This window comes from Mesorhizobium sp. M7A.F.Ca.CA.004.12.1.1 (assembly GCF_003997835.1).
GTDB lineage: Bacteria > Pseudomonadota > Alphaproteobacteria > Rhizobiales > Rhizobiaceae > Mesorhizobium.
On the sequence record NZ_RZRK01000007.1, the window covers coordinates 1 to 21309 of the forward strand.

Genomic DNA, 21309 nt, shown 5'->3' on the forward strand with positions numbered 1-21309 from the left:
CCTCGCCCTCGAGGCTGGGAATCGTCGCCACGACGATCTGGTCGGAGCCTTTTGTCTCGAAATCGGCAAGCTTCCGCGTCAGCGCCGCCTTGGTCGCGGCATCGATGATGCCGGCATTGTCGACGACACGGCCGGTGAGCGCCGGAAGATCGGCGGCGAGGGCGGTGAAGGGAAGGAAGAAGAGGCTTAGAAGAGCGAAAAGGAACCCTAGGCTTGCGTTCCGGGGCGCCCCCCTCTGCCCTGCCGGGCATCTCCCCCTCAAGTGGGGAGATTGGCCGTCATCTCCGCTTTCGCCAATTTGCAACGTCGCAAGATCGGCGTCAGCGCCGAAGCTGCCAATCTCCCCCCTTGAGGGGGGTGAGGACTGATCCGCGTAGCGGACGGGAAGCCAATTGCTTGGCTTTCCGAACGACGAACGCCCGAAGCGCCAGCGAAGGGCCGGTTCCGGTAGGACAGAGGGGGGTGTTTGCACGCCAGCAGCCCGTCATTTCGCGGGATTTATTCCGATGACAGTCGACGTTCACCCGCCCTGCTTCGTGCCGAAATCGACCTTCGGCGGCTGCATCTTGTCTTCGGCGACAGTGAAATTGGCAAAGGGCTCATTGCCGCGGAACCAGAAGGTCGCCCACAGCACCGAGGGGAAGGTCCTCAGCGTCAGATTGTAGTCCCTGACCGCCTGGATGTAGTCGCGCCGCGACACCGCGATGCGGTTTTCGGTGCCTTCGAGCTGGGCTTGCAGCGCCAGGAAATTCTGATTGGCCTTGAGGTCGGGATAGGCCTCCGAGACCGCGATCAGCCGCGACAGCGCGCTGGTCAGCCCCGCCTGGGCATCCTGAAACTTCTTGAGGGCTTCGGGATCCTTCAGCGTTTCCGGTGTTACCGTGATCTGCGTTGCCTTGGCGCGCGCCTCGACCACCGCGTCGAGCGTATCCTTTTCGTGCGAGGCATAACCCTTCACCGTCTCGACCAGGTTGGGGATGAGGTCGGCGCGGCGCTGATACTGGTTCAGCACCTCGCTCCACGCCGCCCTGGCGTTTTCTTCCGCTGTGGGGATGGTGTTGTAGCCGCAGCCGGCAAGCAGCGGCAGCACGATCGCCATCATCAGGAAGGCGGGCAGCGTGCGGAAAATGGACGGCGAGGCAAGGCGCTGGGCAAACATGATGGGGTCCCTCGGTAGAAGTTGCACGCGAAGCATTACCACAATCAGCGCGCAAGAAAACCGCCCGGGCCGGCAGCCCCTCGCCTGCCATGCCCGATGCCGCTGCAAGGGTCTGTGATTGGCCGTACGAACGCGATAAGGTCCACAAAACGGGACATCATCATGGCGGAGCGCCAGGACAGCGAGAAGGAATCGCGCCGTATCCTCGAGCGCATCGCGCACGAGACGAATCCGGCGGGCGACTCGTTTGCGGGGCGGGCCGCGAAAGGCATGCGCGATCACGTCACCGCGGCCGATGCCGATCGCGCCGATCCGATCGAAGTTTGGGGCACCCGCTTTGGCCGCACGCTGGGCCTGCTGCTGGCGCTGGGCCTGATGGTCTGGCTCGTGCTTTACGTCATCCGGGGCAGTTAGGAATCAAACGACAATGAGCGCCGAACAAACCGACGCGCCGCGTGCGGTCATCGTCATTTCCAGCCATGTCGCGCGCGGCTCGGTCGGCAACCGTGCCGCCGTGTTTGCGCTGGAGACCCTGGGGTTCCCGGTCTGGGCGGTGCCGACCGTCATCCTGCCCTGGCATCCCGGCCATGGACGGGCAACACGGATCGTACCGCCGCTCGACCAGTTCAAGGCGCTGATGGCCGATCTCGAGCGGGCGCCATGGCTGGGTGAAGTCGGCGCCGTGTTGTCCGGCTATCTCGGCGAGGCCGGCCAGGCCGAGGCCGTCGCCTCGCTGGTCGCCGCGGTGAAGGCAAGGACACCCGGCGCCGTCTATATCTGCGATCCGGTGATGGGTGATTCGGGCGGCCTCTACGTGCCCGAGCCGACAGCCATCGCCATGCGCGACCGGCTGATGCCGATCGCCGACATAGCCACCCCCAACCGCTACGAACTGGAATGGATGGCCGGCGCCGCGTTGCCCGACCTGAAATCGGCGATCGCGGCAGCGCTCCACGCCGGACCATCGACCATGCTGGTCACCTCTGCGCCGTCGATGATGACGGGCGGCACCGGCAATCTGCTGCTCGATAGCAGCCAGGCGCTGCTCGCCGAACATCGCCTGATCGACAAGCCGCCGAATGGCCTGGGCGATCTGACGGCGGCCGTCTATCTGGCACGTATCCTGTCCGGCCAGCCGCCGGTCAAGGCGCTGCAATCGACGACGGCGGCGGTCTACGAGATCCTGGCGCGCACCGCCAAGCGCGGCGGCGACGAACTGCAGCTCGAAACCGATGCGCAGAGCCTGTCGCATCCGATGGCGATGGTCCAGCTTCGCCACCTCACGCATCCGGGGCGGGGCCGCCGGGCGTGACGTCGACTGAGGCCGTGCTTGTCGGCGTCGACGGCTGCAAGGCCGGCTGGATCGCCGTCCGGTGCGCTTTTGGCATGGCACCGTCGGTCGGTGTCTTTGCAACCTTCACTGCCCTGCTCGCATCCCTTCCCGAAGACGCTGTCATCGCTGTCGACATGCCGATCGGCCTACCCGACTTTTCGGGCAAGGGCGGTCGCGGCCCCGAAGCGCTGGTGCGGCCGCTGCTCGGGGCGCGCCAATCCAGCGTCTTCTCGATCCCCTCCCGTGCCACGCTCTATGCGGAGACCAATGATTTCACCACCATCGAAGCCTGGTATGCCGCGCACATCAGGGCAAGCGAGGTGGCCCTGACCACATCCGACCCGCCGCGCGGAGTCTCGATCCAGGCGTTCGGCATTTTTGCCAAGATCCGCGAGATCGACGCCCTGCTGATCGCGCGACCCGATCTGCGCGGCCGCGTGTTCGAATCGCATCCGGAAGTCGCTTTCTGCCGCCTGAACGGCGATCAGGCCATGCAACTGCCGAAGAAGATCAAGGGCGGCATCAATCCGGCCGGCATGGCGGAACGCAAGGCTCTGCTTTGCCGGCATGGCTATGACACGGCCTTTCTCGACCAGCCGCCACCGCGCGGCGCCGCCGCCGACGATTTCCTCGACGCGGCCGCGATGACGCTGATCGCCGGTCGCATCGCCAGCGGTGAGGCACGGCCGCTGCCCGACCCGCCGGGCCGCGACAGCTTTGGCATTCCTGTCGCCATCTGGGCGTAACGCTGTTGGCCAAGGTTGCGCTCGATGCATGGCATTTCTAGCCAGCCCTCATAATTCTGCATTGCTCGCGACCGGCTTTTGCCGCTAGAGCCTCTCTAGACCGCAACGAGCTGCCGCATCCAACCCGGAAAGGCTCCAGACGCCGCCCATGTCCCATCTCCCTGAACATCTTCTCGCCGGCTACCGCAATTTCATGAATGGCCGCTATCTCACAGAGAGCGGGCGCTATCGCGATCTCGCTCGCGAAGGCCAGGCGCCGGAGACGATGATCGTCGCGTGCTGCGATTCGCGTTCGGCGCCCGAGGCGATCTTCGACGCCGGGCCCGGCGAACTCTTCGTGCTGCGCAATGTCGGCAATCTGGTGCCGCCCTATGCTCCCGATGGCGAGTTCCATTCGACCTCGGCGGCGCTTGAATTCGCCGTGCAGAGCCTCAAGGTCAAGAACATCGTCGTCATGGGCCATGGCCGCTGTGGCGGCATCCGTGCAGCGCTCGACACCAATTCCGCGCCGCTTTCGCCGGGCGACTTCATCGGCAAGTGGATGAGCCTGATCGCGCCGGCGGCCGAAACCGTCTCCTCCAGCACCTTCATGACCGCGTCGGAGCGCCAGACCGCGCTGGAGCGCATCTCGATCCGCTATTCCATCGCCAACCTCAGAACCTTTCCCTGCGTCTCGATTCTCGAGGGCAAGGGGCGACTGTCGCTGCATGGGGCCTGGTTCGATATCTCGACCGGCGAACTCTGGACGATGAACAAGGAAACCGGCGATTTCGAACGGCCGGAGCTGGGATGAACACAGCGGCGCGCAAGGTGGTAAACATCAGGTCGGCCGCTTTGACGGCGGCCGCGCTGCTGATAGCGATTATTGCCGCCCGCGCCGATGATCGTGCCCTCATCAGCCGCTGGTATTCGGCGCTGCTGGTCGCCGACCGCACCGAACTGTCCGACCTGCTCGCCGATGATGTCCGCATCAAGCTGGACGACCTCGGCATCGTGCAAAGCAAGCAGGAATTCATCGCCTCGATGGACGAATGGAAAGGTGCGGTTGCGGGCGCAGCGATCCGGCATCGGATCGAAAAGAGCGAAGGCGGGGTCACCACCGTGGTCGCCTGCTACGACTTTCCCAACAATGACAAGCTCATGCATGAGACTTTCGCGGTGACCGACGACCGCATCACCGCCAGTTCGCAAGCGGCAATCGCCGAGACGTGCGACGGCTTCTGACGCCATCCTGAGGGCCGAGCCGTTGCGCCTTGCGAGGCCTCGCCCTACATCGGGGACGACCAAACCTCTCCCCGTCAACGATCGAAAGACTGTCCATGCCTTCCACGAAAGCCGTCGACCTCGCCGCCCATCCGCTGACCGCGTGGCAAGGGCCGCTCGGCCTGCCCGATTTCACGCGCATTGGCGATGGCGACTTTTCCCCGGTCTTCGACGCGGCGCTGAAGGCGCACGAGGCCGAGATCGAGGCGATCGCCGGCAACAAGGATGCGCCGACCATCGAGAACACGCTTGCCGCGCTGGAACTCGGCGGCGAAGCGCTCGATCGCGTCTCGTCGATCTTCTGGTGCCGCGCCGGCGCCTACACCAACGAGACGATCCAAGCGCTGGAGCGCGACATCTCGCCGAAAATGTCCAGGCATTTCTCGGCGATTTCGATGAATGAGCGGCTGTTTGCCCGCATCGACGATCTCTACCAGCGCCGCGAGAGCCTGAAGCTCGACGCAGAGACCCTGCGGGTCCTGGAAAAGACCTGGAAGGGTTTTGTCCGCTCCGGCGCCAAACTCGATGCCGACGGCAAGAAGCGGCTGGCCAAGATCAGCGAGGAATTGTCCTCGCTCGGTACCAGCTTCGGCCAGAATGTGCTGGCCGACGAGAGCGACTGGGCACTGTTCCTCGATGAGGCCGACCTTGCCGGCCTGCCGGACTTCGTGAAAAGCTCGATGGCCGAAGCCGCCGAGATACGCGGCCAGAAGGGCCGCTACGCCGTCACCCTGTCGCGCTCGATCTACGAGCCGTTCTCGACCTTCTCCGAGCGCCGCGATCTGCGCGAGATCGCCTTCCGCGCCTTCACCATGCGCGGCCAGAATGGCGGCGCCACCGACAACACGAACGTGGTGCGCGACATGCTGCGCCTGCGCGCCGAGAAGGCAAAGCTGCTCGGCTACGCCTCCTTCGCCGCGCTGAAGCTCGATGACACCATGGCCAAGACACCGAAGGCCGTGCACGCGCTGCTCGACCCGGTGTGGGAAAAGGCGCTTGAGAAGGCAGCAAGCGACCAGATCGAATTGCAACGGTTGGCGACGGAGGCCGGCAGCAACGAAAAATTCGCCGCCTGGGACTGGCGCTTCTACCAGGAGAAACTGCGTGCGGAAAAATTCGCCTTCGACGAGGCGGAGCTGAAGCCCTATTTGCAGCTCGACCGCATCATCGACGCTTGCTTCGATGTGGCGACACGGCTGTTCGGCATCACCTTCGAGGAGAAGAAGGGCATCGCTGCCTGGCACCCCGACGCCCGCGTCTTCGTGGTGAAAAATGCCGATGGCAGCGAGCGCGGCCTGTTCCTCGCCGATTATTTCGCCCGGCCCTCGAAGCGCTCCGGCGCCTGGATGAGCGCGCTGCAGTCCGGCTACAGGCTCGGCCACGGTGCGAGCCCGGTGATCTACAACATCATGAACTTCGCCAAGCCGCCGGCCGGCGAGCCCGCGCTGCTGTCGGTCGACGAGGCGAAAACGCTGTTCCACGAATTCGGTCATGCTTTGCACGGCATGCTGACCGATGTCACCTGGCCCTCGGTTTCGGGCACCTCGGTCAGCCGCGATTTCGTCGAACTGCCCTCGCAGCTCTACGAACATTGGCTGACCGTGCCGGCGGTGCTGGAAAGACACGCGCTGCATGTGAAGACCGGCAAGCCGATGCCCAAGGCGCTGCTCGACAAGATGCTGGCCGCGCGGACTTTTGGCGCTGGCTTTGCAACAGTAGAGTTCACCGCATCCGCGCTGATGGACATGGCTTATCACGCACGGCCGGATGCGCCTGAAGCACCACTTCGTTTCGAAACCGAAACGCTTGCAGAGCTGCACATGCCGGACACCATAGCCATGCGTCACCGCACCCCGCATTTCGGCCACGTCTTCTCCGGCGACGGCTATTCGGCCGGCTATTATTCCTACATGTGGTCGGAAGTGCTCGATGCGGACGCTTTCGCCGCCTTCGAGGAGACCGGCGACCCCTTCAACCCGGCGCTCGCCGAACGGCTGCGCAAGAACATCTACGCCGCCGGCGGTTCGAAGGATCCGGAAGAACTCTACACCGCATTTCGCGGCAAGATGCCGTCGCCCGAAGCGATGATGGTGAAGCGGGGATTGGTGTAGCACCGGATAATCTCCCCCCTCGAGGGGGAGATGGCCGCGAAGCGGCCAGAGGGGGTCGGTTCGACCGGGCTCGGCCTGCTGCGGCAGAAGAAGGTTGGCGCATTACGTCAGGCGACCCCCTCTGTCGGCTTCAGCGACATCTCCCCCTCAAGGGGGGAGATTGCCTGCATCCTTCCAAGGATCCGCAACCCTTGGCCACACCGGCCTTGTCAGCTTCTTGTAATCGGTCACCGCCGGATTGCTGGGATACGAACTCGGCGCCGAGACATAGATGATCTCGGCGGCGATCGGCTCGAAGCCGGCGTAGAAATGGTTGGTCGACTTGATCAGCAGCATGTCCTTGGCCATCGGATCGACGCCGATGTTGGAAAAGATATCCGGCTCGAAGGTCTGTGTGCGGTTGGTGTTGAGAATGATGTCGACCTCGGTGCCTTCGAGGCGGACCAGCGCCGTCGGCCCCAGCGTCACCCGGCTTGGCCCGAAACTCTGCCAGCCCTCCGCAACCGCTTTCAGCACGCGCACGCGCGCGTCGATCGGCTCGCCTGCCTGCGGCCCGGCCTTGCCGCCGAAGCGCAGATCGATGACCGCGCCTTCGCCCGCCGCCAGGCAGAAGGTGACCGCGATCGGATCCCAGATCGTCGCCACGGCGAACCTGTCCAGGCCACGCGCCAGCATCTGGCGCAGCACGAAGGTGCCGTCGCCGGGCACACCGCCGCCGGGATTGTCCCAGATATCGGCGATGACCACCGGCTTGCCCGGATTCTCGGCGCGCACGGCCAGCGCCCGGTCGATGCCGTCGGTGGCGCTCAGCATCGTCATCGCCGTCTTTTCGCGCAGCGCGTAGAGTTCCCGCCCGAGCCTTTCCGCCAGCGCGTCACCCTTGGCCTTGTCATCGTCGGTGACGACCAGGATGCGTGTGCCCATTTCGGCCACGTCGGCCGCCATGAAGCCATGGATGACGGAGACCGACAGCACGCCGTCCTTGCCGTGCAGCGCCTTGATGCGGTCGACGAAGGAGCGCATCGGCTCGCGGCTGGTCGGCAGCACCTGGATCATGCGGCAATCGAAGGTCGAGATGACCGGCTTGATCTCGCCCCTCGCCGCCGCAAGGCCAAGCTCGACGACGTGTTCGCCGCGCTCGTAGAAATCGGTGTGCGGAAATTCGAGGAAGTAGGCGAGGATGTCGGAGGCCGCCACGCGCTTCGGTGTCAGATGGCTGTGCGGATCGAGTTCCACGGCGATCACCACCTGCGGCCCGACCATTGCGCGAACCCGTTCGAGCAAGTCGCCTTCGCAGTCGTCATAGCCTTGCGCCACCATGGCGCCATGCAGGCCGAGGATGACGGCATCGACCGGCAGCGCTGCCTTGAGCTGGCCAAGGATCTCGTCGCGCAGCGCCTCATAGGTCTGCCGTTGCACCAGGCCGCCCGGCTCCGCCCAGGTGGCGGTGCCCTCGATGACATCGAGGCCTTCGGCCGCTGCCCGCCGGCGCAGCGCCACCATCGGCGAGGAGCACAGCGTCGGCGTGTCCGGATGTTTGCCGGGCCCGGCATAGAAGGCCATCTCGAACGAGGCCCTATCGGTCGGCACCGGCGAGAAGGTGTTGGTTTCCGTCGCCAGCGAGGCGGTGAAAATGCGCATGAAAGCTCCGTCCGTGAATAGGCGTTATTTGACCGCCCCGAGCGCCAGCCCGCGAACGAGGTAGCGCTGCAGCCAGATGAACAGGATGGCCACCGGCAAGGTCGCCAGCAACGTCGCGGCCATGACGTGGTGCCATTCGATGGTGTAGCGGCCGGCGACCAGCGAAAACACCTGGATCGGCAGCGTATAGCTTTCCTGGCTGCGCAGCATGGTGAGCGCCACGACGAATTCGTTCCAGGCATTGATGAAGGTGAAGAGCGCGGTCACCGCGATCGCCGGCAGGCAGAGCGGCAGGAACACCTTGCGCAAGGTCAGCCAGCGGCCGGCGCCCTCCATCCAGGCGGCTTCCTCGAGATCGCGCGGAATGGTGTCGAAATAGCTCTGCAGCATCCACACCGTGAAGGCGACGTTGAAGGCCATGTAGATGAAGCCGAGCGCCGTCGTGCTCTCGACCAAGCCCCAGGCCGCCATCAGCCGGAACAGGCCAAGCACCAGCACGATCGGCGAGATCATCTGCGAAATCAGCAGGAACTGGCGCAAGGCGCCGTAGCCGGCAAAGCGGAAGCGCGACATCGCATAGGCCGCCGGAACCGAGATCAGGATGGCGCCAACCGTGGCGATCACAGACACGTAGAGCGAATTGAGCAGCGCCTGGCCAAAGCCGGTCGCCACCCACATGTCGGAAAAATTCGACCAGCGGAATTCGCTCGGCCACCAGGTCGGCGACAGCACTTCCTGCCTCGGCTTGACCGCGGTCAGGAACATCACCGCGAAGGGAAAGAGCGTCACCACGATCAGCGGCGCCAGCAGCAGCCAGGCGATGATGGAGCGTTTCAGCTTGCTCGTCATGTGCGTTGCTCCCGCATCGCCAGCCGCACATAGATCATGGTGAAGACCAGCAATATGGCGAACATCACCAGCGACACCGCCGATGCTTCGCCCAGCTTGCCGATGCGGAAGGCCAGCTTGTAGAGATGGGTGACCAGGATATCGGTCGAGTTGGCCGGGCCGCCCTGCGTCATCACCCAGATGATCGGGAAGGAATTGAAGACGTAGATGGTGTTGAGCACGATGGCGATGTTGATGAACGGTTTCAGGAGCGGAAAGGTGATTTCGCGGAACTGCTGCAGCGGCGTCGCCCCTTCGAGCGCCGCCGCCTCGTAGAGATCGTCCGGAATCGACGACAGCCCGCCGAGAAAGATCGTCGTCGTGAACGGCACCGTCACCAGGATACCGATCAGCACCTGCATCGGGAAAGCGGTCTCGGCGCTCGCCAGCCATTGGATGTTGTGATCGATGAGCCCGAGGCCGATCAGCGCCGAATTGAGCATGCCGCTTTCGCCGCTCAGCGCCCAGCGCCAGACCACCGCGGTCATGGTCAGCGACACCGCCCAGGGCAGCATGATGATGACGCGGGCGATGCCGCGGCCATAGAAATCGGTGTTGAGGATCATCGCCACCGGGATCGACAAGAGAAGCGCACCGCCGACCACCATCACCGTCCATTGGCCGGTGCGCCAGAGCGCGGCCGTGAAATCGGGATCGGCAGCGAGTGCCGCGAAATTGGCGAAGTCGTTGAAGTCGCGAAGCTGGCCGAAGCGGCTGACCTCATGCGTCGAGATCTGGATCAGGTCCCAGACCGGCCAGAAGATGACCACCGCCGCCAGAAACAGGCTGGGCAAGGTCAGGAGATAGGGCAAGAAACGATTTTGCATCTGCTGGCCTGCAACCTCGGCGTGCTGGATCAGAAGGTTCTGCTTATGCGAATTTCGGATCCGCCGCACCGGGCCGGGAACCTAGGTGTGGCGCGCCCCGCCTGAGTCTGGGGCGCGCCACGGGCGCAGGGAGATACGCCCTATTTCTTCAGCACGGCCTCTATTTCTTCAGCACGGTGTTGGCCTTGGCGGCCGCGTCCTTCAAGCCCGCCTCAGGGTCGCCGCCGAGATAGATCTTCTGCATGGCGTCCGACGTGATCTGGGCGACTTCTTCCCAGCCCGGAATGACCGGCGCGAAGCGGGCGTCGGGCAGCAGCGCGGTGAACGCCGCCAGATCGGCATTGTTGACGTAGTAGTCCATCTTGGCCTCTTCCTTGTTCACCGGCAGGAAGCCTTCGCCTTGCGTGAACTTGGCGCGCTGTTCCGTGGTGAACAGGAAATCGAGCAGCTTCCAGGCTTCGTCCTTGTTCTTGGAGTTCTTGAACATGATGATGGAATCGGTCACGCCATAGGTGCCGCGCGCGCCGGTCGGGCCGGCGGGGATGGCTGCAACGCCGTATTTCAGGTTCGGCGCCTCGTCCTTGATCTGGTTGGACAGGAAGGGTGCGGTGATCATCATGCCGACCTTGCCCTGCTTGAACAGGTTCTGCACGTCTTCGCGGTTGTTGGAGGTGACGCCGGGTTCGGTCAGGCCTTCGTCGATCATCGACTTGTAGAGCTTGGCGGCCTCAAGCGCACCTGGCGTGCTCAGGCCCGAAGTGCCGTCCTTGTTGAGGATCTCGGTGCCCTGCGACCACATCGCATAATAGTAATAGACGTCGGTCTCGATCTCCTTGCCCTGCAGGCCGAAGCCGAACGTGCCCGACCCCAGCGCCTTGATCTTGCGCGCATCTTCCTGCAGCTCGGTCCAGGTTGCCGGTGGCTTGGCGATGCCGGCTTTCTCGAACAGCTCCTTGTTGTAGTACATGGCGCGCGCCGAGGCCGCGATCGGCAGGCCGTAGGTCTTGCCGTCCATGATCGAGGGCGACAGGAAGGTGTCGATGAAGCGATCCTTGAAGTCGGGCTTGATGTAGCCGTCGAGCGGCTCGGCGACATCCTGCTGGACGAAGTCGATCAGCCAGCGCGTGCCGATGATCGACAGATCGGCATTGGTGCCGGCGGTGATGTCGGTGGTCAGCTTCTGCAGCAGCACATCCCACGGCACCACTTCGAACTTGACGCTGATGCCGGGGTTCGCCGCCTCGAATTCCTTCTTGACGTCGGCGAAATAGGGAGCAGTCTTGGCGCTGTACTCGGCCACGGTGACGCGCACCTCGCCCGCATCCGCCTGCGCCGCAATTGCCAGCATGCTCATTCCGGCCATCAGGCCGACAGTCCATTTTGCAAGGCTCATTTGATCTCTCCCATTGGTGTTGCGCCTGCGCGCCTCTCCGTGCCGGAGCAGAAGATTTATGTGACTTTCCTACATTATCGATGATTTGAAGGCTTACAAGCGGATTATTGTGTTGCTTAATTACATTTACAGGCCTAGGCCTTATGCGATCTGTCAGAACTCCCGGAGGATGACGCACGGTGGTTTCGCAATCCGAGTTCGAGGGCAGGGCCGAGTTCGAAGGCAGGGCCGAGTTCGAGGGCAAGACCGTCGTGGTGACGGGTGCCGGCGGCGGGCTCGGCACGGCCATCGTGGCGCTGATAGCGCAAAGAGGCGCCAGGGTCGTCGGTTGCGATCAGTCAAGCGAGGCGCTGAACAGTCCGCACCTTGCCTCCCGCCATGTCTTCGATCTTCTCGACAAGGCATCGATAGCGACGGCGATCGGCGCGATCCTCGACCGGGATGGTGTGCCCGACATTCTCATCAACAATGCCGGCTGGACGCGTGCCGAGACGATTTCGGCGCTCGATCCCGACAGAATAGAGCAGGAACTCGATCTCAACCTGACTGGCGTGATGAATTTCGCCGACCCGCTGGTCAAGGCGATGGCTGGCCGCGGCTCGGGCAGCGTCGTCTTCATCTCCTCGGTCAACGCCATCGCGCATTTCGGCAATCCGGCCTATGCCGCCGCCAAGGCCGGCATCAACGCCTATGCCAAGGCGATCGCCGTCGAGCTCGGCCGCAGCGGCCTGCGCGCCAATGTCGTTTGCCCCGGATCGATCCGCACCGCCGCCTGGGACCACCGCCTTGCCAAGGATCCCGAAATCCTCGGCAAATTGCAGCGGCTCTATCCGCTCGGCCGCATCGTCAACGCCGCGGAAGTGGCGGAAGCCGTCGCCTTCCTTGCGTCCGATCGCGCATCGGGAATAACAGGCGTGGTGATGCCCGTGGACGCGGGACTGACCGCCGGCTGCCTGCCCTTCATCGACGACATTCTGGGAGCGTGACAATGACCGATGTCGAGTTTCGCGATCTGTCGAAATCCTTCGGCCAGCACAAGATCCTCGAGAACATCAGCCTCGATATCAAGAGCGGCGAGTTCGTCGTCCTCGTCGGCCCGTCCGGCTGCGGCAAGTCGACCTTGCTGCGCATGCTGGCCGGCCTGGAGACGATCACCTCCGGCGACCTGTTGATCGGCGGCGTGCGCGCCAACGCGCTGCCGCCACAGCAGCGCAACATCGCCATGGTGTTCCAGTCCTATGCGCTGTTTCCGCATCTGAAGGCAGCTGACAATATCGGCTTTGGCCCGAAGATCCGCGGCGAGACGCGCACGGTGATCGATGAGAAGGTCAAGAAGGCGTCCGGCGTCCTCAATCTCTTCTCCTATCTCGACCGCTATCCCCGCCAGCTGTCGGGCGGCCAGCGCCAGCGCGTCGCCATGGGCCGCGCCATCGTGCGCGAGCCGTCTGTGTTCCTGTTCGACGAGCCGCTGTCCAACCTCGACGCGCAATTGCGCGTGCAGATGCGCGTCGAGATCAAGGCGCTGCACCAGCGGCTGAAATCGACGATCGTCTACGTCACCCACGACCAGATCGAGGCCATGACGATGGCCGACCGCATCGTCGTGATGGACCGCGGCAGAATCCAGCAGGTCGGGGCGCCGCTGGAACTCTATGACAGGCCTGCCAACAAGTTCGTCGCCTCCTTCCTCGGCTCGCCGTCGATGAGCTTTGTGTCCGGTTCGCTCAAGACGACGCTTGAGAAAACCTGGTTCGAATCGGCCGGTGGCGGGCGGCTTGCGCTTGCCGGCAAACAGGTGCCGGCGGACAGCGCGGTGGAGGCTGGCATCCGGCCCGAGCATTTTATCGTCGGCGAGGCTGTCGACGCGATGGCGATCAGAGTGGATGTCGTCGAGCCCACCGGCTCCGAAACACATGTCTATGGCGCTATCGGTGCTGATACGGTACGCGCCGTGTTCCGCGACAGGGTGCCGGTCAGGCCGGGAGACCTGCTGCCGGTCTCGGTCGACCCCGGCAACATCCATCTGTTCGACAAGGCAACGGGCCTGCCTCTATGAAGACGCCGGCCGACATCATCACGCGGCTGCAGCTGATGTCGCAGGACGGAACGAAGTCGGATCGCAAGCTGGCCGGCTTCGTGCTGGCAGACCTCGATTTCGTTTCCAAAGCGGCGATTTCGGAAATTGCCTTGCGCGTCGGTGTCAGCGAGCCGACGGTGACGCGGTTCTGCCGCAACCTCGGCTGCGAGGGCCTGCGCGACTTCAAATTCTATCTGGCGCAAGCCATCGCCATCGGCGGCCAGTATCTGTCGCCGGAGCCGTTGAGCCGCGATGCCCGCGAACAGCGCATCGCTTCCGCCATCACCGAAGCGGCGATATCGGCCATCCAGCGCGCCAGCGAAAACCTCGACATGACGACGCTGGTCGCCGTCGCCGCACGCATCGCTGTTTCCGGTAATGTGCTGTGCATCGGCTCCGGTGGCATTTCGTCCATGATGGCGACCGAAATGCAGAACCGGCTGTTCAGGCTTGGCGTGTCGGTGCTGGCGCAGATCGACGGACAGTTGCAACGCATGTACGCCGCCGTTGCCACCCCCGACACCACGCTGATCGCCTTCTCCGTCTCCGGCTATGCGCGATCGGTCATCGATGCGGTGCAGGTCGCCCAGCAATATGGCGCCACCACGATCGCCATCACCCCGCCGGACTCCGCACTCGCCAAGGTCGCCGACACGGTCATCCATTTCCAGTCGCTCGAGGACGGCAATATCTACAAGCCGACATCGTCTCGCTATGCGCTGCTGTCGATCGTCGACATGATCGTCACCTCGGTCGCCGAGACGCGCGGACCGAGGGTTTTGGAGAATCTGCGCCGCATCAAGCAGAGCGTTAACACGTTGAAAGTCGACGATCCGCGTTTGCCATTGGGCGATTGAACCCCTACGGCCAAGGACATCAGGATTGATGGCCGAGCGCCTCGATGCTTTTCGCCAATTTCGCCGGATCGCCTTCAATGCGCACGGTCTTCAGCCGCGCGGTGCCGCCGGCGACAACCGAGACAGCGGACCCGGGCACGCCCAGAGCCTTGGCCAGCAGCTTTTCGAGCGCATGATTGGCGGCGCCGTTTTCCGGCACGGCGCGGACGCGCGCTTTCAGATGGCTTCGCCCGTCCGCCGTGGCCTCGAAGCCTTCGAGCCTGTCCAGCGCAGCCTTTGGCGTCAGCCGGACAAACAGCTCGGCGCCGTTTTCGCGCAGGCGAAACGGCGTGCTCATAAGGTCATCCTGCTCACAGGATCAGAGGCGCCACCGTGGTGAGCAGAAACTGCCGCAGGAAGAACAGGATCAGAAGCAGGATGATCGGCGAGATGTCGATGCCGCCAAGGTCCGGCATGAAGCGGCGGATAGGCCGCAACGCCGGCTCGGTCAGCCGGTAGAGCATGTTGCCGATGCTGCCGACGAACTGGTTCTTCGAATTGACGACGTTGAAGGCGTAGAGCCAGGAAAAGATCGCCGAGGCGATGATGATCCACCAGTAGAGGTCAAGCGCCATGACGATTGTTTGAATGAGGGCGAGCATGCCGGTCTCCAATTGTTGCCGACATGTAGCCATTGCACGCGAAACCGGCAAGGGCCGCCTTTCTGTGGAGCGCCAATACCGGCCCGGTCGGACTGTAGGGCATGTCGCCGACACCCCAACGAAGGCGCGAATACACAAAACCGGCAAGGGCCGCTTTCCGCCGGCGCCAGATCGACGCTTGACGGCACTGGATTTCGGCAAACCTCCGCCTTGACAGGAAACCGCGGCGCCCGATAAATGCGCCCATCCGCTGGACGGGGCTGTAGCTCAGCTGGGAGAGCGCGTCGTTCGCAATGACGAGGTCAGGAGTTCGATCCTCCTCAGCTCCACCAGCGGAATAATTCTCCACGCTGCGCGCCAGATGCCCATCTTTGCGCCACATGCAGTCCGCGACGCTCGTCCCGGCTTGCCCCCGCGGTTGGCATTTGCTGTGCCAGCACCTTAAAAGGCCGCGCTACATCGCCTATTTCGCAATATCCGGCAAAACTTTTGTCAATTGGACTTATGGCGGAAGAGCTCGCTGATTGTTTCCGTTTTTTTTGGAAACCACCCCACTAAATTGACGTTACCAAATCAGTTTTTTCTGTGCGTTGTGACCAGGGCGTTTCGGCGGGGGCGACCGGAGACGCTAGATCGATTTCGAGTCGAAATGAAAAATCCGCCTGCGGAAGCAAAGACGTGTCAATTCGCGACAATCTCGCTGCAAACCTTAGACGGCTGTGCAAGGACCATGCCTCCGTAAGTGCGGTATGCCGTGAGCTGCGCATCAATCGCACGCAATTCGAACGCTATCTGCAAGGGCAGACCGTTCCCAACAAAGCTACCGCCAAGCTGATATGCGATTACTTTCGGATCGACGAAGCCGAACTGTACCAGGATCCCGGCGCACCCGAGCCGGCGATGCGTGGCCTGCCGCCGGTTTCCGAGAGCCTGTTCAACCAGATGATCCGCCCTCCCAGTCCTTCGATCGCGGGCGGCACCTATTTCACCTATTTCTCGATCCCGGGCCGCCTCGACCTCCTGATGCGCTCGGTGACCTTCGTGAGGCGCGAAGCCGAACTGGTCACCTTCCGAAGGGTCACCGGATGGTCGGAGCGCCGGGGATCGACCTGGGCACGAGCGCGCGGCAATCACTATGGCGTGGCGATCTCGCGGCTGAACTGGATCTATTTCAGCGGCATCAATCGCCGCCAGACCGGGGAGCCGTCGCTGATCTCCGTGCAATGGGCTCCCATCTCCGAACCGGTGCTGATGGGCAAGGCCATGCTTCTGACGGAGGCCGGCCCGGCATTCGTGTCCGTCATCATGCGGCGCGACATTGCCAACATCCACCCAAGGGATGCCATCAGCATGGCGCATGTCATCAATCTCGACGATCCGGGCGTCGATCAACTGGTTGTCAGCCTCACCCGGGACGGGTTGGGCTAACCCCTCGGATCGCCGTGTCTTACGCCAAATAAGAATAAGCGTACGCCAATTAAGCGTATGCCAACGATTGTCTACTCTGTATCTGAATAAAATCGATATTTTACACTTTAATGCCAGGAAAGATAATCCACGGGTCCGTCTTAGGATCGTGGTTTTACTATAATTTTAACAAACCATTAACTCTTCCGACCTTACCTTTCTTCACGCGGATCCCGTTCCGGGGGTCTTTCAACGGATCCCAAATTGGGGTCAGGAAAGGGATGAAAATGGCCAAGAAAGTGACCAATGCTCCGAAGCTGACGATTGCCGCCGGCACGCAGACCGTCTTCTTTTCGCAGGGCATGCACTACAACAAGCGCTGAAGCCGTTCTGCGCCGACGAGCGTCTTGCTTGTCGGCGCCTCGGCTCCACAGATGGCAATCAGCTTCATGAAAATGCGCTCTTCGAAAACGCTTGTTTTCTACCCCGGACCGAACAAGGTCACGGCATGCAACTTCCTGACCAGGAGCGTGTTTGAATGCAGTCCTGAGATGGTCGGCCTTCTCGCTTCGTGGGACAAATGGGCATCGACGGCGGACATTGCCCGCGCCCATGGATGGTCGAAGTCCGAGTTGAAGGCTGTCGTTCCCCAGTTGCTCGATTTCTCCGCGCTGGTCACAGCCGGATCGCCTCTCGCCGAGCAGGAGGAACAGTTTTCAGGACAATGGAGTTGGGGGCTTCCGACGGCGCTGATGCATTTCTGTGTCCAGGACAGCGAATACATGACCATCGAGCAAGCGGAAGAGCGGCAGATAGAACGCGCCGGCCATACGCCGCAGCCGAACCTCATGCTCAAGAATTCCGCAGGCGCCATCCAGCTGCCGAATGCACTGGAAGACAATGAACTTCTCAGCTTGATGGCGCGGCGCCGCACCAACCGCACGGCGGCTCAGCCCACCATCACGGCCAAACAGCTTTCCGATTGCCTGTTCGCAGGGCTCGGCATCATCGGCGAGACCGCCAATTGCGTTGGCACCCTGCCGCTCGGCATGACCCCTTCAGGCGGCGCGCGAAATCCCTATGAGGCCTATGTGGTCGCGCTCGGCGTCGATGGCCTCGAACCCGGTGTCTATCACTATTCCGCCGCGGATCACGACCTTGGCAGGATTTCCGCAAACCATCTGCCGAAAATCTCCGAACTGGTCGGCGGACAGGAGTGGGCCGACGCCATGCCGTGCCTTGTCCTGCTTTGCGCCAAGCTAGATCGCACGATGTGGAAATATGAGGACGCCAACGCCTATCGTGTCGTGCTGATCGAGGCCGGCCATATCGGCCAGAACATCATGCTGGCAGCGACCAATCATGGCCTGTCGGCATGTCCGACAGCCGCGCTCAGCCATTCCGCCATCAAGCGGCTGCTTGGTCTCGACAGTTTCACCGACGCACCGATCTATGCCTTGACCCTCTCGACGCCGGAAAGAGATCCGTCCACGGCGGGCCAGTCCATCAATTAGCCGACCAACTATGTGCATCACAGCCAGTAACGCGTTCCCTAGGGTATAACCAGAGACAGGAGCAGCACGTGCCAAATCAATCCTTACGCCAGTCGGAAATCGATAGCCTTCAATATATTTCGTCGATGACCAATGAGCTCGTGCAGATGGCCGAAGCAAGCCGTTTTCCGATGATCTCCTATCTGCTGGGCATGGCCTATGCAGAGGCCTTCGACGTTCTTCGCGGCGCACGGCCGGCCAGGCATGCGCAGCTCAGCGGCAACCCGCTGCACCCCAAGGCGCAGGCAAAGGACACTCGGGCCGCCCAGCCACGGAGAGCGTAGCGACATGCAGTCGTCAGCCGCATGCGCGGTGGCCGGCTCGACCTCCCGGCCAAACCGCTGGGAGACGCTGTGCGCGTTGCAAAGCCTGCTGCCGTTGCTGAAGAAGGCCGTGACGGACCTGCGCCGCGCCGACATGGTCTACTGGTTCGAGCAGGCCGATGCCGAGGTCGCCAACATCATCAGGGGCCACCCCTCCGATGCAACCGCAATCCCGGCCCTGATTGCATCCTGCCCGCAGGACCGGCATCCGGTCGCTCAAACTTGATGCCAAACGCGACGCGTTCATTGGCGCCGCTGAAAATGCTCTGATCACCAGTTTTTCAATTTCAGACCGGAACCTATTGCGCGTCTGGAATGCCAAGGGGGACCTGCACATGAACATGATAGCCAACATCAGAAGCGTCGATGCCAGGGAAGGCGTTTTCAGCCGGCTCGACGTCTTGATCGCCAGGCGGCCGCCATCGCCTGACGCCGCGCGGGTCGAGGCCCGCCAACTCGTCTCGATGGCGATTGCCGACAGCTGCCAGGCCGACAGTCTCTGGGGTACAGTGGACGCTTTCCACGCCCATTTCGACTTCATGATGCAGACCATCGAGATCAACGGCGCCGATGACCCGGGCCTCGGGCCCTTGCGCACGAAATGCCGTTTCTATCTCGAACAGGTCGAGGCCCTGAGCCTGTCACTGGCCTATTGACAGGCCGGCCCGAACAAATTCGGTCCTAGAGCAATTCCAGGAAAAGTGTGAAATGGTTTTCCCGGGAAAACGCAGAGCGTTTTCCCTTGGGAATTGCGTCAAACCAAAGAATTAGAGCAGTTAGCCGTTTCCGTGAAACGGTGAACTGCTCTAGTTGCGCAGGCTGAACACGAACGGCGCTGTACGGCTCAGACGCGAGCCGAGTTCCGGTGGCGGTTTCGGCACCGTGGCGCCTTGCAGCACGGCGAGCGCCGCACGGTCCAGATCCGCATCCCCCGAGGAACGAGAGAGCCTGGCAGACAGGACCCGGCCGGACGAGTCGACCGTGAAGGCGACATATGGCCTGCCCTCCACGCGTCGGGCCTTGGCAGAACTGGGATAGCGTGTGTGCCGCTTGATCCAAGCACCCAGACGGGAGTCCCATTTGCTGGAGTCGCCGGAGCGAGACGTCGATTCCGCCGCCTTCGGCGCGGCGGTCCTGGCCGCGGGCCGTGCGTCGGCGCTGGCGACGGCTGCCGTCTTCGACGGAGCCGCCTTCTCCTTCTTAAGCCGCGGCTTGGGCTTCTCGACAGGCTTCTTCGCCTTGGCCTCGACCGGTTTCTTGTCTTTGACAATTTCGACCGGTTTCGGCTGCGGCAAGGGAATGACGACGTCTGGCGTGACAGCCTCGACCACATCCGGGATGACCTCATCCGGCGGCGGCTGATCGACCTGTTCAGCCGTTTCGGCCTGGGTAGATTCGGTCTGGGTGGGTTCGGTCTCGTCTGGCGCGACCGCTTCCGGCGGCTCGACAACCGGCTCGGCCTTTTCGACCGGTTCTTCAGGTGTCGGCTCGGTCGTCGGTGTCGGTTCGGTCTGATCTGGCGTCACCGCGTCCAGCGCGGCGACCTGCTCTTCCACGGCCGGCATCACCACCATCGGTGCCATCTCGATCATCTGCGCGGGGGGTGGACCGCCATCCGCTTCGGTGACCATTGTGAGGTTCTGCACTGCATAGGCGACCGCGACATGGGCTCCAAGGACCAGCGCGGCAGCACCGGCCCACAAGCCAAGGTCGCGCCAACCGAAGCGCGACAGCTGGACCGAGGGCACGGCGACCGCTTGCGTCATGGCGCCGCCGCACCAGTGGCTGCGGGCGCCGGGGCATTGGACGCGGGAGCCGTCTCCAGGCCCACCAGCGCGATCTTCAGATAGCCGGCACCGCGCAATAGATTCATCGCCTCCATCAGGTCGCCATAGGCGACCGCCTTGTCGGCGCGCAGGAAGATGCGCGTCTGCTTGTCGCCCTTGGTCTTGGCGTCCAGCGTCGTGGCGAAAGCCGGGCGCGGCACGCTGTCATTGCCGATCGCCAGCGTCAGATCGTTCTTCAGCGTCAGGAACAGCGGTGTCTCGGGCCTCGGCGCGGGCGTTGCCGTCGAACCAGGCAGGTCGACATTGACATCCACCGTGGCCAGCGGCGCCGCGACCATGAAGATGATCAACAGCACCAGGATGACATCGATGAACGGGGTGACGTTGATCTCGTGGCTTTCCTCGAGATCGTCATCCATGGTCTGTCGGATTCTGCTTCCCATGGCGCTACTCCGCCGCCAGTGGCGTTGCCGGCGCGACGGTGCGGAAGTCCAGGTCGCGGCTGACCAGCCGTTCGACCCCGGCCGAGGCATCGGCGAGGATCTGCCGATAGCCGGCTATCGAGCGGGCAAAGACGTTGTAGATGACGACGGCCGGTATCGCCGCGACCAGGCCCATCGCGGTGGCCAGCAGCGCCTCGGCGATGCCCGGCGCGACCACTGCGAGATTGGTGGTCTGCGCCTGCGAGATGCCGATGAAGGCGTTCATGATGCCCCAGACCGTACCGAACAGGCCGACGAAGGGCGCGGTCGACCCGATCGTCGCCAGCACGCCGGTGCCGCGCGACATGCGCCGCGCCGCCGCCGCCTCGATGCGCGACAGGCGCGACGTGACCCGTTCCTTGAGGCCATCGCCCGAGACATGATCGAGCGCGCCGGCCGAGAGTGCGGTCTCCTCCTCGGCCGCCCGCACCAGCAGCGCGCCGGGCCCGCCGCTGCGGTCGAGGGTGCGGCTGGCCTGCTTCAGCGTGGCGGCCTCGCCGATCGCCCGCACGGCGCGACGGATGCGCAGCTTGCCGCCGAAAAGCTCCAGCGACTTGGCCAGCCATATCGTCCAGGTGACGAGGGAGGCAAAGGCCAGCCCGATCATCACCGCCTTGACGACAATGTCGGCCGCCATGAACATGCCCCATGGCGACAGGTCATGCGGCAAGGTCAACTCCATCGCCGTCGAAGGTCCGGCCTCAGACGGCGCGCCCGTGTTCGGCTGGGTGCCTGGCTGCGAAGGCGCCATCGTGGCGGGCGGAGCGACTGCCGGTGCGGAGGGTGCGGGTGCAATCGGCGCTGGGGCTGCGGGAGCAGCC

25 protein-coding genes and 1 tRNA gene are annotated in these 21309 nt (G+C 63.3%); 15 read left to right on the plus strand and 11 right to left on the minus strand.

Annotated elements, in window-relative coordinates; genetic code table 11:
• On the minus strand, window positions 1-262 hold a 262-nt coding region (locus tag EN984_RS00860; protein ID WP_206517392.1), incomplete at its 3' end, for a TPM domain-containing protein.
• 258 nt (window positions 263-520) lie between these two features.
• The gene (locus EN984_RS00870) at window positions 521-1159 is read right to left on the minus strand and encodes a LemA family protein (protein ID WP_127269647.1); all 639 of its coding nucleotides are present in this window, start codon (window positions 1157-1159) and stop codon (window positions 521-523) included.
• A gap of 162 nt (window positions 1160-1321) precedes the next feature.
• On the opposite strand from EN984_RS00870, the gene EN984_RS00875 reads away from it, so the two are divergent.
• From EN984_RS00875 to EN984_RS00900, 6 genes are all read left to right on the plus strand, one after another.
• Window positions 1322-1573, plus strand: coding sequence for a hypothetical protein (locus EN984_RS00875; RefSeq protein WP_127269645.1), 252 nt, complete (start codon window positions 1322-1324; stop codon window positions 1571-1573).
• A gap of 13 nt (window positions 1574-1586) precedes the next feature.
• Window positions 1587-2471: a pyridoxal kinase PdxY gene (pdxY, locus tag EN984_RS00880; RefSeq protein ID WP_127269643.1), complete on the plus strand. Its 885-nt coding sequence runs from the start codon at window positions 1587-1589 to the stop codon at window positions 2469-2471.
• Window positions 2468-3238 carry a DUF429 domain-containing protein gene (locus tag EN984_RS00885; protein WP_127269641.1) on the plus strand — a complete coding sequence of 257 codons (771 nt, stop codon included), beginning with the start codon at window positions 2468-2470 and terminating at the stop codon, window positions 3236-3238. Before pdxY ends, EN984_RS00885 begins: the two co-directional genes overlap by 4 nt.
• Before the next feature lie 148 nt (window positions 3239-3386).
• Window positions 3387-4031, plus strand: coding sequence for a carbonic anhydrase (locus EN984_RS00890; RefSeq protein ID WP_023811712.1), 645 nt, complete (start codon window positions 3387-3389; stop codon window positions 4029-4031).
• The gene (locus tag EN984_RS00895; protein WP_127269640.1) at window positions 4028-4462 is read left to right on the plus strand and encodes a nuclear transport factor 2 family protein; all 435 of its coding nucleotides are present in this window, start codon (window positions 4028-4030) and stop codon (window positions 4460-4462) included. Before EN984_RS00890 ends, EN984_RS00895 begins: the two co-directional genes overlap by 4 nt.
• 95 nt (window positions 4463-4557) lie before the next feature.
• Window positions 4558-6612, plus strand: a complete 2055-nt coding sequence (locus EN984_RS00900; RefSeq protein WP_127272099.1) for a M3 family metallopeptidase — start codon at window positions 4558-4560, stop codon at window positions 6610-6612.
• Between the two features lie 147 nt (window positions 6613-6759).
• Here EN984_RS00900 and EN984_RS00905 read toward each other — a convergent pair whose 3' ends face one another.
• The 4 genes from EN984_RS00905 to EN984_RS00920 all read right to left on the minus strand — a co-directional run bounded on the left by EN984_RS00905 (window position 6760) and on the right by EN984_RS00920 (window position 11361).
• On the minus strand, window positions 6760-8253 hold the full coding sequence (locus EN984_RS00905) for a M81 family metallopeptidase (RefSeq protein WP_127268519.1): 1494 nt from the start codon (window positions 8251-8253) through the stop codon (window positions 6760-6762).
• A 24-nt stretch (window positions 8254-8277) separates the two neighbouring features.
• Window positions 8278-9102, minus strand: a complete 825-nt coding sequence (locus EN984_RS00910) for a carbohydrate ABC transporter permease (RefSeq protein ID WP_127383608.1) — start codon at window positions 9100-9102, stop codon at window positions 8278-8280.
• Window positions 9099-9968, minus strand: a complete 870-nt coding sequence (locus EN984_RS00915) for a sugar ABC transporter permease (RefSeq protein ID WP_023811708.1) — start codon at window positions 9966-9968, stop codon at window positions 9099-9101. The genes EN984_RS00910 and EN984_RS00915 overlap by 4 nt, the downstream gene beginning before the upstream one ends.
• A 160-nt stretch (window positions 9969-10128) precedes the next feature.
• Window positions 10129-11361 carry a sugar ABC transporter substrate-binding protein gene (locus EN984_RS00920; protein WP_127268520.1) on the minus strand — a complete coding sequence of 411 codons (1233 nt, stop codon included), beginning with the start codon at window positions 11359-11361 and terminating at the stop codon, window positions 10129-10131.
• Between the two features lie 179 nt (window positions 11362-11540).
• Here EN984_RS00920 and EN984_RS00925 point away from each other — a divergent pair, with 179 nt between their 5' ends.
• From EN984_RS00925 to EN984_RS00935, 3 genes are read left to right on the plus strand one after another with little or no spacing between them, the layout of a single operon-like run.
• Entirely contained in the window at window positions 11541-12347 is an 807-nt protein-coding gene (locus EN984_RS00925) for an SDR family oxidoreductase (protein WP_127276572.1), read from the plus strand.
• A 2-nt stretch (window positions 12348-12349) separates the two neighbouring features.
• A complete protein-coding gene (gene ugpC / locus EN984_RS00930) occupies window positions 12350-13417 on the plus strand; it encodes a sn-glycerol-3-phosphate ABC transporter ATP-binding protein UgpC (protein ID WP_127268068.1) in 1068 nt (355 codons plus the stop codon).
• Window positions 13414-14295 carry a MurR/RpiR family transcriptional regulator gene (locus EN984_RS00935; protein ID WP_127268067.1) on the plus strand — a complete coding sequence of 294 codons (882 nt, stop codon included), beginning with the start codon at window positions 13414-13416 and terminating at the stop codon, window positions 14293-14295. Before ugpC ends, EN984_RS00935 begins: the two co-directional genes overlap by 4 nt.
• A gap of 19 nt (window positions 14296-14314) precedes the next feature.
• On the opposite strand, the gene EN984_RS00940 is transcribed toward EN984_RS00935, so the two are convergent.
• Entirely contained in the window at window positions 14315-14632 is a 318-nt protein-coding gene (locus EN984_RS00940; RefSeq protein ID WP_127268066.1) for a DUF167 family protein, read from the minus strand.
• A gap of 13 nt (window positions 14633-14645) precedes the next feature.
• Entirely contained in the window at window positions 14646-14936 is a 291-nt protein-coding gene (locus EN984_RS00945) for a YggT family protein (RefSeq protein ID WP_023811703.1), read from the minus strand.
• Between the two features lie 256 nt (window positions 14937-15192).
• Between EN984_RS00945 and EN984_RS00950 the strand changes: the two genes are divergently transcribed.
• The 6 genes from EN984_RS00950 to EN984_RS00980 all read left to right on the plus strand — a co-directional run bounded on the left by EN984_RS00950 (window position 15193) and on the right by EN984_RS00980 (window position 18875).
• Window positions 15193-15268 (plus strand) — tRNA-Ala (locus EN984_RS00950).
• A 346-nt stretch (window positions 15269-15614) separates the two neighbouring features.
• Window positions 15615-16364: a helix-turn-helix transcriptional regulator gene (locus EN984_RS00955; RefSeq protein WP_127268065.1), complete on the plus strand. Its 750-nt coding sequence runs from the start codon at window positions 15615-15617 to the stop codon at window positions 16362-16364.
• A 428-nt stretch (window positions 16365-16792) separates the two neighbouring features.
• Window positions 16793-17857 carry a SagB/ThcOx family dehydrogenase gene (locus EN984_RS00965; RefSeq protein WP_127268064.1) on the plus strand — a complete coding sequence of 355 codons (1065 nt, stop codon included), beginning with the start codon at window positions 16793-16795 and terminating at the stop codon, window positions 17855-17857.
• 68 nt (window positions 17858-17925) lie between these two features.
• Entirely contained in the window at window positions 17926-18180 is a 255-nt protein-coding gene (locus EN984_RS00970; protein WP_127268063.1) for a hypothetical protein, read from the plus strand.
• Window positions 18181-18184: 4 nt separating this feature from the next.
• Window positions 18185-18445, plus strand: a complete 261-nt coding sequence (locus EN984_RS00975) for a hypothetical protein (protein WP_127268062.1) — start codon at window positions 18185-18187, stop codon at window positions 18443-18445.
• Window positions 18446-18554: 109 nt separating this feature from the next.
• Window positions 18555-18875, plus strand: coding sequence for a hypothetical protein (locus EN984_RS00980; protein WP_164748714.1), 321 nt, complete (start codon window positions 18555-18557; stop codon window positions 18873-18875).
• A gap of 150 nt (window positions 18876-19025) precedes the next feature.
• Here EN984_RS00980 and EN984_RS00985 read toward each other — a convergent pair whose 3' ends face one another.
• From EN984_RS00985 to exbB, 3 genes are all read right to left on the minus strand, one after another.
• Window positions 19026-19985 (minus strand): energy transducer TonB, encoded by a 960-nt coding sequence (locus tag EN984_RS00985; RefSeq protein WP_127268060.1) that lies wholly within the window; start codon window positions 19983-19985, stop codon window positions 19026-19028.
• Complete coding sequence (exbD, locus tag EN984_RS00990) at window positions 19982-20449, minus strand: TonB system transport protein ExbD (protein WP_127268059.1); 468 nt, start codon at window positions 20447-20449, stop codon at window positions 19982-19984. Before exbD ends, EN984_RS00985 begins: the two co-directional genes overlap by 4 nt.
• Before the next feature lie 4 nt (window positions 20450-20453).
• The coding region (gene exbB, locus EN984_RS00995) for a tonB-system energizer ExbB (protein ID WP_245480016.1) at window positions 20454-21309 on the minus strand (856 nt) is incomplete at its 5' end.